The organism is Lachnoanaerobaculum sp. ICM7, assembly GCF_000287675.1.
GTDB lineage: Bacteria > Bacillota > Clostridia > Lachnospirales > Lachnospiraceae > Lachnoanaerobaculum.
On the sequence record NZ_ALJL01000038.1, the window covers coordinates 24,228 to 39,368 of the forward strand.

Here is a 15,141-nt window from a genome sequence, read left to right on the forward strand (position 1 = left end):
CATATTAGCATAACAGGGGGTATAAGTATACATATATATCTTAGAAAAAACAGAAATGTAATATTTTTGTAAGAAATCAGAAAAAGAAAATATATTGTAAGTAATAAAATAAAGTTATATACTAGCTTTGTCTTAAGATAAAGGACTGATAAGAGCCTTTACGGGACGCATTAGATTTTAAAAAGGATTTCAAAAAGGAGATGCATTCATTATGAGAAAGCAAACAAAGATTGCTGCATTAATTTCAGCAGCAGCTGTTCTCTCAGTTGGTGGAGCTATGACAGCTTTCGCTGCTACAGGCTGGCAACAGGAGAATGGTACATGGGTATATTATAACAGAAACGAAGAGAAAGTAACAGAGACATGGCAGAAGTCAGGTGACTACTGGTTCTATCTTGACGATAACGGCGAGATGGCTACAGATTCACTTATCGACGATGACGGAGATACATACTATGTTGACGTTAACGGTGTTATGGTTACAAATCGTTGGGTTGCAGTTGACAACGAGAACGCAGGCGAAGAGAACGAGCCAAATCAGTGGTGGTACTACTTCGGAGCTAACGGTAAGGCTTACAAGAGAAGCGATTCATCTACAGGTGACGTTTCTTTAAAGACTATCAACGGTAAGAAGTACACATTCAATACTGACGGTAAGATGCAGTATGGTTGGGTAAAAGACGGCGAGACACAGCATGATGACAACGCTTGGCAGGATTCAGAATACTTCTTCGGCGATGAGAACGACGGTTCTATGGCAGAAGGATGGAAAGAGATCGCTATCAAGGATGATCAGGCAGCAGACCTTCAGCCTGGTGACAACTACTGGGATGAGGATCAGACAAGATGGTTCTACTTCAAGGCTTCAGGAAAGAAGGAGAAGAGCCAGACAGGTAAGACAATCAACGGAAGAAAGTATGGCTTCGATGAGTATGGCCGTATGAACGCCGGTTGGATCACAACAGCTACAGCATCTAATACTAAGGCTGCTGACGGCGGTTCACAGGGTATTGCTACATACTCTAACTCATTCTTATACTACTCAACACCTGAGGATGGTGCAAGATCTACAAAGGGTTGGTTCAAGGTAACTCCTGGTTACTACCTCCAGAGAGATAAGTATGAGGATGGATCAGATTACTGGTACTACTCAGACGGTAACGGAAAGCTTACAGTTAACGAAATCAAGACAGTAAACGGTAAGAAGTATGCATTCGACAACTATGGTAGAATGATCAGCGGATTCGTTGTACTTCAGATGGAAGGTAACACTGTAGGTTCAGGTTACAGCTCAAAGAAGATCGTTCAGAAGGTGGATTCTGACGGTACATATGATACAGGCGACAACTACAACAGATTTGTAAAGGCTAACGACAGCTTGTTCAGATCAGGAGAGCTTAAGTCTTACTTCTTCGGTGGAAGCGATGACGGTTCTATGAAGACAGGAAAGCAGACTGTAGAGCTTGATAGCGAAAAGTACACATTCGAGTTCGCTAAGAACGGTTCTAACAAGGGTGTTGGTCTTAACGGTATGGAAGATCACAAGTTCTATGTTGGTGGAAAGCTTACAACAGCTGATGCTGACAGCAAGATCGAGATCGTTATCCTTGACAGCAGCAACAAGTTAGTTGCTAAGTCATCTGTAGAGGATGCTCTTGCAGCTTACGGTAACGGTGGCGTTCAGCACTTCAAGTCAAACGGAGACTTAGATTATACAGAGTATAAGTTCACAGGTCTTCCAACAGGACACAAGGCTTATGTTGTTAACACAACAGGTGCTATGGTTAAGAGCGGAACAAAGAAGGACGGAGATGATTACAAGGTTAAGACATCTAACTACACAGTAGATTGGGTACGTCTTGAGGAATAATCTCAGTTAATTAAATAGATTTTATATAGGCTTGAGGTGGAGCGAAGCGAAGCCTCATGGCATCTGATAAATCTAATGCGAGAGGAATACTTTCTAAGGAGGTATTCCTCTTTTTTGATTTTATCATATGTAAATTGTATTTAATAAAAAACAGGAATAATTCTCATTATTAGTACTTGACTTTTTTGATATTTTAGTTCATAATAAAAGCACATTGTGGTTGTGCAAAATTAAATCTAATGATTTTGAGATTTAAGTAAGTAAATTGCTCAAGTACAACCGGATATTGGAGGACAAGATGTTAAAAGATTTTAAAGAGTTTGCGTTTAAAGGTAATGTTTTGGATATGGCGATAGGTGTTATCATAGGTGGGGCCTTTGGTAAGATTGTCACATCTTTGGTAAATGATTTGATTATGCCTATCATATCTATATTGACAGGAGGTTTAAACTTTACAGATCTTAAGTATGTTATTACTCCTGCACATGGTGACGTAGCTGAGAATGCTATCGCTTACGGATCTTTTATCCAAAATGTAGTTGATTTCCTTATCATTGCATTCTGTATCTTCTTATTTGTAAAGCTTATAGAGAAGACTAAGAGAAAAGATAAAGAGGATGCTAAGGTAGAGGAAGCACCTGCAAAGGCTGATGATGTTGTTCTTCTGGAGGAAATTAGAGATTTATTAAAAGCAAAGAACTAAGGAGGAAATATGAGTTTTTATCGTTGTGCACACTGTGGAAAGATTGTCTCAGTAGTAGTTGATGGTGGTGGTACACTTGGATGTTGTGGAGAGCCTATGCAGCTCTTAAAGGCTAACACAACAGATGCAGCTAAAGAGAAGCATGTACCTGTAGTAACTGTTGATGGTAATAAGGTTGTTGTTAATGTAGGTAGCGTAGATCATCCTATGACACCTGAGCATCTTATCAACTTCATCATGATCGAAACAAACCTTGGAAAGCAGTACAAGGGACTTACAGCTGAGGATAAGCCACATGCTGAGTTCGCATTACAGGATGGTGAGAAGCTGATAGCAGCTTATGAGTATTGTAATTTACATGGTTTATGGAAAGCAGAGGTATAATTTATGAAGTATGTATGTGATGTTTGCGGATGGGAATATGATGAGGCTCTTGGAGATCCTGATAACGGAATAGCTCCGGGAACAAAATGGGAAGATCTTCCGGATGATTTTGTTTGCCCACTTTGTGGCGTAGGCAAGGATGAGTTTTCTCAGGAATAATATTTAAATAAAACTATTTAGAGCCCTTAGGGGCTCTTTTTATATGTGGTTGGGCAGGTTTTCCTGCTCGATTGTTTGACTTGTAAGTATATACTATAGTATATTAGAATCATTATGAATGGAATAAAAAGAGATTACAGTGATATTATAGATATGGAGCTTCCAAGCTTGAAGGTTCCGTTATCAAGAAAAGAGAGAGCTTCACAGTATCTGGCTTTTGAAGCCGTACTTAGCGGTAAAAAGCTTTTGGAAAAGGGTGAAGAGATTTGGCTTAAGGAGTATGCGCCTGAGGATTATAAGCAGGAGGTATACAAAAGAGAGCAGAGACAGGAAGAAACATGATTTGCGATTATTGTATTAATTATATATATGACGAAGATGCAGAGGGGTATATCTGTGATGTGGATATGGATGAGGATGATTATGCAAGAATGAGAAGCAGTGATTATTCCACCTGCCCGTATTATAGAAGTAATGATGACTATTTGATAGTAAGGAAACAAATGTAATGGAAATTGAGATAGGAAAATTACCGGAGTTACAGAATAAAAAGATAATAGACATAAGGCCCGAACATGAATTCAAAAGAGGAAGTATTCCGGACTCTGTTAATATAGCGGAAGAAGATATACTTGAGAGAATAAAAGATTTTGATAAAACCGATATTATCTGTCTGGTATGTGCTACAGGCAATAAGACTGAGTATCTGGCTGAGGAACTGGAAAGTCAGGGTTATGAGAATATATATAATCTGAAAGGCGGATATGAGGCCTATATGAAACTTAAATTAAATGAGTTTCTAAAAGAGGAAAGTAAAAAAGATGAGTCGAATAAAAGAAGCAGAGATATCGAAAGAAGCATTATAAAGAAGTTTAGAAAGAGTATCTGGAGAAAGTTTACCGCCGCCATAAATGAATATGAACTTATAAAAGACGGTGATAAGATTGCGGTATGCATATCCGGAGGAAAGGATTCTATGCTTATGGCAAAGCTCTTTCAGGAGCTTTTAAAGCATGGAAAGAGGAATTTTGAGTTGGTATTCCTTGTGATGAATCCGGGATATGATGATATAAATTATCAAACTATAGTAGATAATGCTAAGATTTTGGATGTTCCTATAGTAGTATTTGAATCTTCCATATATGATATTGTGGCAGAGGATGAGAAATCGCCATGTTATCTCTGTGCAAGAATGAGAAGAGGACATCTGTATGCGAAGGCAAAGGAGCTGGGCTGCAATAAGATTGCTCTTGGACATCATTTTGATGATGTTATAGAAACTATTGTGATGGGAATGTTATACGGAGCCCAGATTCAGACAATGATGCCTAAACTTCACTCCACAAACTTTGAGGGTATGGAGCTTATCAGACCGCTTTATCTTGTAAGGGAAGAGGACATTATACATTGGGCAAAGTATAATGAGCTGAATTTTATAAGATGTGCCTGCAGATTGACTGATAATTGCTCTATATCAGAGACCGGTGATAAGGGATCTATGAGGGCGGAAGTAAAGAAACTTATAAGAGAGTTGGCTGCCAAAAATCCATATATTGAGAAGAATATTTTCAGAAGTGTGGAAAATGTCAGCTTGGATACAGTAATAGCCTACAAGAAAAACGGGGTAAAACACTCTTTCTTGGAGGACTACGATTAAGAGGTTATCTTGTATGAGTGAGAAAACTTTGAATATTATGATAGCTACCGATCTCCACTACCTTTCAAAGAGTATAAATGACGGAGGAGAGGCCTTTGCAAATGTAATGGAAAAGGGCGACGGTAAGGGAATGACATATATTGAAGAAATAGTGGATGCATTCTGCAATGAAGTTAAAAAAAGAAGACCGGATTTGGTACTCTTACTTGGTGATTTAACTTTTAACGGAGAGAGAGTAAGCCATTTGGAACTTTCACAAAAGCTTAACAGTATAGTGAAAGAGGGTATACCGATATATTTGATACCCGGAAACCATGATATAGATTATGAAAGAAGCTTCGGATTTCGCGGAAATGAAATATATAAGGTTGACAGCATGTGTGCAAAAGATTTCAGAGAGATATATGCCGACTGCGGTTATAAAAATTATGAGTACTATGATGAGTATTCCGGAAGCTATATTTCAAAACTTAGGGATGATTTATATTTGCTAATGCTGGATACCAATTCCTATCATTCAAATTATTTGTGCAAGGAAAGTCTTCTTTGGTTGGATAAGGTGCTTTTTAGACTGTCAAAAGCGGATGCGCAAATACTTGCAGTAAGCCATCAAAATCTTCTTGAGCAAAATTATATGTTTACTGAAGGTTTTATGATTAAAAATGCGGAGGAAATAGAAGCTCTTTATGCCAAATACAATGTAAAGCTGAATCTTAGCGGCCATATGCATATTCAGCATATTGAAAAGAATCTTATAACCGAGATTGTCACATCCTCATTGGCGGTGTCACCGAATCATTTTGCAAATATTATTTATGACGGGAAGTCTTTTAAATATTTTACAGAATGTCTGAAGGTGGAGGCTGTAAATGATTTTGAAAATTACAGCAGGCAGTTATTTAAAGGTGTTGGAAGCAGACAATTGAATAAGTTGTTTAATACTCATACCTTTGACAATGATGAAGAAGAAGATATTGAAAAGATGGGCAGAGCCTTTCTCAGGATGAATGAATGCTATTTTGCCGGAGAGATTTTTGATACTACGGGGTTTGAAGAAGGCATAAGACTTTGGGAAGATCAGCATGAGAGCTTCACATCTTTATATATAAAGAGTATACTGGATTCTGTGTTCAATGAGCAGAATAAATTTAAATTGGAATTATAGAGAGGAGATACAATGGAAAGATTTGTAGATAGATTTTTGCGTTATGTAAAGAAAAATACAAGATCTGATGAGAGTAAGGCGGGGATAGTTATTCCGTCCACACCTTCACAGATGGAATTTTTGGAGGAACTTAGCGAGGAGTTAAAAAGAATAGGCTTAGAAGATGTTAAGATAAATAAGAAAAATGCATTCCTTACAGCAACAGTTCCTGCAAATGTGGAAAACGCTCCTGTAATAGGATTTATTTCACATGTGGATACAGCGGCTTTTAATGCTGAGAATATTTCACCACAGATACATGAAAACTATGACGGAGGAGATATCACACTTGGAAACAGCGGATTTGTGCTTTCTCCTAAGGAGTTCCCAAATTTAAAAAATTACATCGGTCAGACTCTTATCACTACTGACGGAACCACACTTCTTGGTGCGGATGATAAGGCCGGAGTTTGCGAGATAGTTTCAGCTATGGAATATTTGATTGAAAATCCGCAGATAAAACATGGTAAACTCAGAGTTGCCTTCGGATGTGATGAGGAAATAGGTGTCGGAGCCAACAATTTTGATGTGGAAGACTTCGGCTGTGATTTTGCTTATACAATGGACGGAAGTTCTGTAGGTGAATTACAGTTTGAATGTTTTAATGCCGCAGAGGCTAAAATCGATATTTTAGGTAAGAGTGTACATCCGGGTGATGCCAAGAATAAGATGATAAATGCGCTTACCATATCAAGAGATATTCAAATGGCAATGCCTCTGTTTGCAGTACCTGAAACAACAGAATGCAGAGAGGGCTTTATACATTTGATAGAGGCACATGGAGATGTGGAGAATGCAAGTCTTGTTTATATTATCAGAGATCATAACCGTGAGCTTTTTGAGGACAAGAAGAATACCGTAAGAAAGATTTGTGAAGAAATCAATTCAAGATATGATATAGACAGAGTAAAGCTGGAGATGCATGATGAATATCGCAATATGGCTGATATCATAAAGAATGATCCAAGAAGTGTGGACATTGCTACAAAGGCAATGGAAAATCTTGGAATAACAGTAAATAAAGATCCTATAAGAGGCGGAACAGACGGTTCCAAGATATCCTTTATGGGACTTCCTACACCGAATATATTTGCAGGCGGAGAGAACTTCCACGGAAGATTTGAGTTTGTAAGTGTTCAGTCAATACAAAAGGCTATAGATGTTATTGTGGAGATAGCAAAGATAGCGGCTGAGGGATAAAATTGAAAAGCGGACATCGAAAGGAAAACGATGTCCGCTTTTTGCTGTTTTATATAGATTCAAAGTTTTCTTCTTTGAAATGTTCACTTTCAATAAACTTTACGGGTGAGATGCCTATGTATTTTTTAAAGACTTTTATGAAGTATTTGTAGTCGGAAAACCCCACTGCATCCGCTATTTCATACACTTTTAAGTCACTGTCGTTTAAGAGCTTTACAGCTTGCTGAATACGATATCTGTTTAAATAGTCATTGAAAGTATAGCCGGTATATTGTTTTAACTTAGTATTTAAGTAAGTGCAAGACATACCGCATTCTATACTGATATCGGTCAATGACAATCTGTTTTGATATCGTGAGCGTATACTCTCAAGCATTATTGTCACATATTTATTTGAATGAGACGGTTCTTCACCGGAAATGAGATGTAGTCTTGCTTTTTCTATATCAATTTTTTTTTTGTCTTGACTTAAACGTTGCAAATGATTTCTTTTTGCAATTATTTTTTCTAAAATGGGATACAACTCATTAAAGTTAATAGGCTTTAACAAATATTCACAAACTCCCAAACTGATTGCTTTTTTGGCATAGGAAAACTCAGAATATCCTGAAATTATAACAGCATCATAGCCGTAAAGTTCTATACTTTCTTCTATCATACTTAGTCCGTCTTTTTCAGGCATATTTATATCGACAATCACTATATCCGGTCTTTTTTCTTCAATTTGTCTTAATCCGTCATATCCGTTTACTGCTTCTCCAACTATAACGCAGTCGTATTGGCTCCACTTTGCCATAAACATCAAGCCTTTTCGGATAATGTCCTCATCTTCAACTATCAATACTTTATTCATCTTCACTCTCCAACATAAAAGGCAATCGGATAGTTACAATTGTTCCATTACAACTATCTATTTCCAGTCCATAGCTATTTCCATAAAGCAATTTAATAACTCTGTGGGAGTTATATAAACCGATATGCTCTTTGTAAATAGAATCCTTCTCCAAACTGTTTCGAAGCAACTCTAAATTATCAGGATCAATACCCTTGCCGTTATCCTCTACCGATATAGTGAGTATATCTTCTGTGTGTTCCGCCTTTATCGTGATATGAATTACATCTACCAAACCATGAGCCAGGGAATTTTCAACAATAGGCTGTAATAAAAGTTTGGGTATCATACATTCTTGTAATTCCTCAGGTATATCAATGCTGTAAGTTAAACGTCTGTTATAACGTAATTTCTGTAACATCAGATAGTCGTTAATGTATTCAATATCTGTTCCAAGTGCTACAACAGTGCTTCCGTAATAAATACTATAACGCATCAACCCTGCAAATGCCAATACCATCTCTACCGCCTTTTCTTTGTCAATCATAATTTGATACTTTAAAGTTTCGAGGATATTAAATAAAAAATGTGGATTAAACTGTTCTTCAAGTTGCTTGATTTCCATAATACGCTTTCTTTCCGAAAGCTCGGAATTGTTTTTTATTAAAGTTTCTTTTTCTGACAATATCTTATCAAATGATGAGAGTAGTATATTAAATTCTTCAAAAATAATCGGATTATCTACTTTGTTTCCCTTACTCATTTTATCAGTCAATATAATCAGTTCTTCAATGGCAGACACATTTTTTTCGGAAATACGTTTGGTAATATATGGAATCATAAAAAGCATTATAAGCGCTGATAATATTATAAACAATATACCGTAATAGAAAGAACGCCTTTGGATCTCTTTGGATATCATAGTATATAATGTAAATTGACCGTCAATAAAGGTATTAATATGTCCTTGATATCTTGTTCCGTTGATGTCAATATCACTGTCTTTTGAAAAGTTATCCATATATTTATCTGCAGGATATTTTAAGGTTAAATCTGCATTTCTTTTCCCGGTATAAAAAATAATATGATCATATCTGTCGGTTAATACAATACTGTCTATAGGAGAGCGCATAAACAAATATTCAAAATCCTTACTTAAAACATCAAAAAAAAGGTATCCAACCGTTTCTTTACCATCCATTATTGCATGAGCAAATATCAGGCTTGATTCCTGTTCATAGTCATAATTCATTCGGCTGGGGGTGATATAGGTGTGATTTAAAGGAGCGGATTTAACCTTTTCCAATACACGACTCTCCAAAAACAGCTCTTTATTGCCTTCAAATAAATTGGAAGATATTATATGTAGGTCCTTATCCAGTAAAATAAAATTTGCTTTTAAATTTTGGGCGTTTACAAAGCTATACAAAGTTTGATTAACTTTACTTAGTTTACTGTTGTCACCACCTGATAAAAGTCTAATAATATCTTCATCTGTGGATAAATTCTCCAGTTCAGAATCATAAATTAAAAACTGTTTTTCAAGTACTTGTAACAACTTTTGAGTATTCTTTTTATTTTCAAGATTTTCAATTACTTTAAAATTAACGGAGAGAAAGGCTATCATCATGATAAATAATATGACAATAATAGATAAAGCATACCTTAAAAATGAATACTCTATATATTTTTTATATGTAATACTTTTCATGCTTTCCCTCCGTTTACAATTAAATACTGATATCGCTTTTACCACTGACTTTAAAGAAAATCAATAATGATAAAATGCTGGTTACTGTTAGTATTGTAGAATAAGCCGCTGCATTACCGAAGCTGCTTCTAATGACTTCGGCATAGATTGCGACTGTCAAAGTCTGAGTTTTACTTGTATATAAAATTATAGAAGAACTCAGTTCACTTATTAAAGTGACCCAGCTCATGATTGCTCCTGATAAGACACCTGTCAGCATCATAGGTACCGTTATCTTCAAAAATGATTGCAATTCATTACAACCAAGACTTACGGCTGCTTCCTCCACACTTGGGCTGATTTGACCGATAATGGCAGTACTTGAACGAATTGTATATGGCATACGTCTGACAGATAATGAAATAATCATTATTATAGCAGTTCCGCTCAGTAGTAAAGGCTTGGTGTTAAATCCGTACAAGAATGCTATACCTAGTACGGAGCCCGGTATAATATAAGGCAGCATAGTTAAGGTATCAAGTGTAGATGTAAAAAATGAACGTTTTCTTGCACTTAAGTATGCAATTATAATACCCAAAACAACAACTATAACTATTGCCATAAATCCGAAAAGATAGGTGTTTAAAATAGCGGAGTTATTATTTTTTGATAATAGTGTGTTGTAATAATTTTCCAGTGTAAAACCGCCGGTATAAAGTCCGCCACTGCCGGTTTTCAAAAACGAAGTTGTTATAACAGTTAGTTGCGGAAGGATTGCTACAAATACTATACCATATACCAAAAGGTGCACCAGTATATTTTTTACTCCACCGATTTTGACCGCTTCCATAGGTTTTAGTGCTGTCATTGAATAAGTAAATTTAGCACTCAAAAAGCGTTGTAAGAAAAATAAAAGTAAAGTAATACCGATAATGATCACACATAATGCAGCTGCAAAATGATCATCTGTACTGACTTCTCCCATAAACTGACCGTAAATCATAACAGGGAAAGTTTTATAACCTTCTCCGATAAGCATTGGAGTTCCAAAATCGGAAAAAACTCGCATAAAAACAAGTAAGGAACTTGCAAGTAATGTAGGTGTTACCAAAGGTACTATAATTAGTCTCACTCTGTCCCATAGATTACAGCCAAGACTTTCAGCAGCTTCAACTAAAGAGTTATCAAGGCTTTTAAGAGCGCCGGAGGTATACATATAAACCAGAGGAAATGATTGAAGAGAAAAAACCAACACTATACCTGCAAAGCCGTATATTCCGGTAAATTTCACAGGCAAAAAGGTATTTAAAATTCTGGTTATAAATCCGTTTCTTCCAAGCAACTGTATCCATGCATATGCTCCGATAAACGGAGGGGATAAATATGACATGACAATCATTATATTTAAATATTTGTTTCCGGCAATCACTATGGAACGCAGTAAATAAGCCATCATCAATCCAAGGAGAGTAGATATTACGGTTGCCACAATAGTTACCTTGAAACTGTTTATCAGAGTGCTCCAATAATATTTCTTTTGGAAAAACTTTGTAAAATAAGCAAAGCTTAAATTACCGGAACCTGAAATCACACTTTTATACAAAATCAAAACCAATGGATAAATAATGAATAGAATAGCAAAAGCCATAATAATGAAGGTGGACAGATTCCAGATATTCAACTTTTTTTCTTTTGTACCGTTCATACTATACCCCCTCTATTAAACTATTTGTGCCTTCATTATTAAATACATTGATTTTTTCTGTTTGTAATTTTAAATATACAGTGCTGTCATTCGGTATTGCTTCCAGTGCATCCGAAGCTTGAATTACTTCTATTTCCTTACCGTTTTCAAGCTCTATAAAATAGTTTGTATTGATGCCTAAAAAGACACTGCTCTTAACTACTCCTTTAATGCCATCTTTGTTATCCATGCTTAAGATAAATTCTTCCGGACGTATGGATACTTTGACATCTTCCATGTTTGTACAATTTTTTGATAAATTTGTCATGGCAAAGAATGCATCAAAAATTTTTATTCCTTCTTCTGAATTATTTTTAATCACCTGACCGTCTAAGATATTGGATTGTCCGATAAAAGTTGCTACGAATGTATTTGACGGTCTTTGATAAATACGCTTAGGAGTATCGATTTGCTGAATAACTCCTCCGTTCATAACGGCTATTCTATCAGAAACTGCAAGTGCCTCTTCCTGATCATGTGTAACATAAACAGTTGTGATTCCGATTTGTTGTTGTATACGCTTTATTGCATTTCTCATTTCGACTCTGAGTTTTGCATCCAAATTACTTAAAGGCTCATCCATTAACAGCACTTCCGGATGTATGACAATTGCTCTGGCAAGAGCAACTCTTTGCTGCTGCCCACCGGAGAGTTTTACAGGCATTCTGTCTTTTAAATGATCTATTTTAACAATTTTTAATATTTCATCTACTTTTTCATCGATTTCCTTCTTGCTCATTTTCTGACGCTTCAGACCGAAGGCAACATTATCCTTTACTGACATATGTGGGAAGATAGCATAATTTTGAAAAACCATACCCATATTTCTTTTATTGGTAGGTATATTGTTGATAAGCTTTTCATCAAGCTTGATTTCTCCGCCTTCAATAGAATTAAAACCGATAATCATTCGTAAAAGAGTTGTTTTTCCACAGCCTGATGGTCCGAGAAGTGTAAAAAACTCACCTTCTTTTATATTTAGTGATAAACCGTTTATAATTGTATCTTTTCCGAATCTTTTAACTACATTCTCAATATTTATTGCTACACTCATATTTTTCTCCTAAATAAAGGTAAAAGGGCTTGATGCTTTTAGAGATAAAATTTTCCCTTACTGCAACAGCCCTTCAACCCACTTTTTGTTTTTATTAATTAATTTTGATATTTAATAAATTTGATCCTTAGTTCATTGAACTTTCGATATGCTCTGTGAACATTGTAGTGATTTCAGTCTTATGTTCAGCAACCCAGCCCTCATCATATTTATCAAATAACTTTATATCTGCTTGTGGCTTCATGTAATCAGCTAATTTCACATCTGCTCTTAATGGTCTAACAGTCAAATTCTGACCTACATAAGACTGTACTTGCTCAGACAACATAAAATCAACAAATTTTTTTGCATTTTCCGGATGCTTGCAATTTTTCAAAATCTGTACTGATTCTCCCGGGAAAATAGCTCCCTCTTTAGGGAATACAACCTCTACCGGAGCTCCGTCTTTTACATAGCTTGCAGCAGGATCTTCCCAAGTTAAACCTACAATATACTCACCTTCTGCAACTCCCTTATAAACCTGGCTGGAACTGTTGCACATCTTACCGTCTAAATTCTGTAAGAACTTATCAACATAGGCCCATGACTCGTCAGAAAGCGGATCTTGATCTTTTCCCATTCCGTAGAGCATTGCCATCAATGATTGAAAAGCTGAACTTGAGTTAACAGGATCACCGAAAGCGATCTTTCCTTTAAGTTCAGGATTTAATAAGTCTGCAAATCCTTCAATCTTCATATCTCCGGCTAAATCTTTATTGACGATCATAACTGTAGGATCGGCAAAGGCAGGAGTGAAATATCCTGTTGTGTTTCTTGCAGGTTCTATCATATTATCATTTTCTGATGACACATATTCCTCAAACAAATCTTTTGAAGAAGAGAGCATTGTTTGATCTGCAGCCCAGAATATATCTCCAAGCGGATTTTCTTTCTCTGACTGAGCTCTTTTTAACAATTCTCCGGTTCCTGCAACAACAACTTCAACTTTAATGCCGGTTGCATTCTCAAATTCAGGAATCACGGCATTGTTAAGTGCTTCACTTCTTGCTGTATAAACAACCAGCACTTTCTCTTCTTGAGTGTCCTCAGATTTTTCGGCTGCCTTTGTTGTTTCGGTAGCCGAAGTTTCGCTTTTTTCTGTTTTTTCCTCAGGCTTACTGCCGGAGCAGGCCATGAGACCCAAAGACAGAACTGAACATAATAAAGCTGCTTTTAGTATCTTTTTCATTCTTTTCCTCCTAAAAATTACGAACTATATGTTTGTTTATAGTTTAGCAGTTTTATATTAAAAATATAACCTATTTTAGACAAAAAAGGTGGAAAATAAAAAATCCACCCAAGCAAAGGTGGATAGTAAATTTAAAAACTGTCAAGACCTATAAAAATTTTTACAGTTATTAGTTTAAAATTATCAGATACAAGTTGATATGTTAAATCACAAAGTCATTTCCCGGATCCTCTACTATCAGATCGGCAATGGAAATGTTGTCGAAATAATCGTTTATCATTTTTGAGAGTTTACTCCACATATCAATAGTACGGTATTCGCTTGTGCGATACATACTTTCGGTATCTTCATCATCAATCATTATATTTTCTTCTGCAATTCTAAGCACTTCCCCAACAGTGATATCGCTTGGATGTCCGGTTAGTTTGTAGCCGCCGCCTTTACCGCGTAGCCCTACAACAAGCTTATGCTTTACAAGAAGTTTTATTATACTTTCAAGGTATTTTTCTGAAATGTCCTGTCTTTTGGCAATATCTCGTAATGGTATAAAATCATCAGATTTATTCTCTGTTAAATCAATCATAACAAGGAGTGAGTATCGCCCTTTAGTTGAAATTTTCATATGAGTCACCTACTTCTTAATTTATAATCCTATTATACAGGTAGGTAATAGGTAAATCAAGTAAATAATAAGACAGAAATGAAAATAGTGATGTAACAATTTATTTTTATCCTATATAAAGGTCTTTGTATTCGTCTTTGTTTTTCTCAAACCATTTTACCGCATATGAACATGTAGCCTTTATTTTTTTATTAGTTGACTTAGCATAGTCTATTACCTCAAGCATAAGCTTGGCTGCAACGCCCTGACCGCGAAGAGAGTCATCCACAAATGTATGGTCAATAACTATTGTGTTATCATCCAAATTTGGGAAAGTAACCTCAGCAATCATTTTACCGTTTTCATCATTCATATATATTCTGTTATCAGCTATATTAAACATAGTACCTCCAATATTTTTATTATTTAAGTAAAGAGTAGCATGTGAGAGAGAAAAGTCAAGGGCTATTGAAAAACATAAATTTTTGTAGTATATTAAATGCAACAAGTGAGAAAAGATATTTAATCATAGTGTTACAAACGAAAAAGCCACGAGTTGCAGCTCGTGGCTTTTTCTATTAAATGCCAGGTATCCAAATCATTAAATGCCGGGTATTCAAATCATATTGACAGCAATTTGTGTTTATGCTACTATTACTTAGATGCTGCTGTGGCACAGGTGGTAGCGCACCTCATTGGTAGTGAGGAGGTCACGGGTCCGAGTCCCGTCAGCAGCTTGAGTATAACCCTTGATTTTACAAGGGTTATTTTTTATGTGTTGTATCTTGAGTTGTATGTCAACGATTTTTGCTTAC

Annotated in this window: 16 protein-coding genes and 1 tRNA gene; 10 read left to right on the forward strand and 7 right to left on the reverse strand. The window is 36.0% G+C overall.

Features of this window, described 5'->3' with window-relative positions:
• The first annotated feature begins 211 nt into the window (after positions 1-211).
• The 9 genes from HMPREF1140_RS12840 to pepT all read left to right on the forward strand — a co-directional run bounded on the left by HMPREF1140_RS12840 (position 212) and on the right by pepT (position 7,177).
• Positions 212-1,870 (forward strand): cell wall-binding protein, encoded by a 1,659-nt coding sequence (locus HMPREF1140_RS12840; RefSeq protein WP_009664258.1) that lies wholly within the window; start codon positions 212-214, stop codon positions 1,868-1,870.
• A 298-nt stretch (positions 1,871-2,168) separates the two neighbouring features.
• Entirely contained in the window at positions 2,169-2,573 is a 405-nt protein-coding gene (gene mscL, locus HMPREF1140_RS12845) for a large-conductance mechanosensitive channel protein MscL (protein WP_009664269.1), read from the forward strand.
• 9 nt (positions 2,574-2,582) lie between these two features.
• A complete protein-coding gene (locus HMPREF1140_RS12850) occupies positions 2,583-2,957 on the forward strand; it encodes a desulfoferrodoxin family protein (protein WP_009664277.1) in 375 nt (124 codons plus the stop codon).
• A gap of 3 nt (positions 2,958-2,960) precedes the next feature.
• Entirely contained in the window at positions 2,961-3,116 is a 156-nt protein-coding gene (locus tag HMPREF1140_RS12855) for a rubredoxin (protein WP_007594817.1), read from the forward strand.
• Positions 3,117-3,230: 114 nt separating this feature from the next.
• The gene (locus HMPREF1140_RS12860) at positions 3,231-3,458 is read left to right on the forward strand and encodes a hypothetical protein (RefSeq protein ID WP_009664268.1); all 228 of its coding nucleotides are present in this window, start codon (positions 3,231-3,233) and stop codon (positions 3,456-3,458) included.
• Positions 3,455-3,625 carry a DUF6472 family protein gene (locus tag HMPREF1140_RS13635; RefSeq protein WP_009664255.1) on the forward strand — a complete coding sequence of 57 codons (171 nt, stop codon included), beginning with the start codon at positions 3,455-3,457 and terminating at the stop codon, positions 3,623-3,625. Before HMPREF1140_RS12860 ends, HMPREF1140_RS13635 begins: the two co-directional genes overlap by 4 nt.
• Complete coding sequence (locus HMPREF1140_RS12865; protein ID WP_009664280.1) at positions 3,625-4,773, forward strand: rhodanese-like domain-containing protein; 1,149 nt, start codon at positions 3,625-3,627, stop codon at positions 4,771-4,773. Before HMPREF1140_RS13635 ends, HMPREF1140_RS12865 begins: the two co-directional genes overlap by 1 nt.
• Positions 4,774-4,786: 13 nt before the next feature.
• Positions 4,787-5,938 (forward strand): metallophosphoesterase, encoded by a 1,152-nt coding sequence (locus HMPREF1140_RS12870; RefSeq protein WP_009664266.1) that lies wholly within the window; start codon positions 4,787-4,789, stop codon positions 5,936-5,938.
• Between the two features lie 12 nt (positions 5,939-5,950).
• Positions 5,951-7,177, forward strand: a complete 1,227-nt coding sequence (gene pepT, locus HMPREF1140_RS12875; protein WP_009664275.1) for a peptidase T — start codon at positions 5,951-5,953, stop codon at positions 7,175-7,177.
• A gap of 49 nt (positions 7,178-7,226) precedes the next feature.
• Here pepT and HMPREF1140_RS12880 read toward each other — a convergent pair whose 3' ends face one another.
• The 7 genes from HMPREF1140_RS12880 to HMPREF1140_RS12910 form a co-directional block, all read right to left on the reverse strand.
• On the reverse strand, positions 7,227-8,030 hold the full coding sequence (locus HMPREF1140_RS12880) for a response regulator transcription factor (protein ID WP_009664273.1): 804 nt from the start codon (positions 8,028-8,030) through the stop codon (positions 7,227-7,229).
• Positions 8,023-9,720, reverse strand: coding sequence for a sensor histidine kinase (locus HMPREF1140_RS12885; protein ID WP_009664252.1), 1,698 nt, complete (start codon positions 9,718-9,720; stop codon positions 8,023-8,025). The genes HMPREF1140_RS12880 and HMPREF1140_RS12885 overlap by 8 nt, the downstream gene beginning before the upstream one ends.
• A gap of 19 nt (positions 9,721-9,739) precedes the next feature.
• Positions 9,740-11,404 carry an ABC transporter permease gene (locus tag HMPREF1140_RS12890; protein WP_009664254.1) on the reverse strand — a complete coding sequence of 555 codons (1,665 nt, stop codon included), beginning with the start codon at positions 11,402-11,404 and terminating at the stop codon, positions 9,740-9,742.
• 1 nt (position 11,405) lies between these two features.
• Positions 11,406-12,497, reverse strand: a complete 1,092-nt coding sequence (locus tag HMPREF1140_RS12895; protein ID WP_009664260.1) for an ABC transporter ATP-binding protein — start codon at positions 12,495-12,497, stop codon at positions 11,406-11,408.
• A gap of 127 nt (positions 12,498-12,624) precedes the next feature.
• A complete protein-coding gene (locus tag HMPREF1140_RS12900) occupies positions 12,625-13,725 on the reverse strand; it encodes an ABC transporter substrate-binding protein (protein ID WP_009664248.1) in 1,101 nt (366 codons plus the stop codon).
• A 202-nt stretch (positions 13,726-13,927) separates the two neighbouring features.
• The gene (locus HMPREF1140_RS12905; RefSeq protein WP_007594809.1) at positions 13,928-14,347 is read right to left on the reverse strand and encodes an RrF2 family transcriptional regulator; all 420 of its coding nucleotides are present in this window, start codon (positions 14,345-14,347) and stop codon (positions 13,928-13,930) included.
• A gap of 106 nt (positions 14,348-14,453) precedes the next feature.
• Complete coding sequence (locus tag HMPREF1140_RS12910) at positions 14,454-14,741, reverse strand: GNAT family N-acetyltransferase (RefSeq protein ID WP_334290628.1); 288 nt, start codon at positions 14,739-14,741, stop codon at positions 14,454-14,456.
• A gap of 249 nt (positions 14,742-14,990) precedes the next feature.
• On the opposite strand from HMPREF1140_RS12910, the gene HMPREF1140_RS12915 reads away from it, so the two are divergent.
• A tRNA-Thr gene (locus HMPREF1140_RS12915) sits at positions 14,991-15,063 on the forward strand.
• Positions 15,064-15,141: the final 78 nt, after the last annotated feature.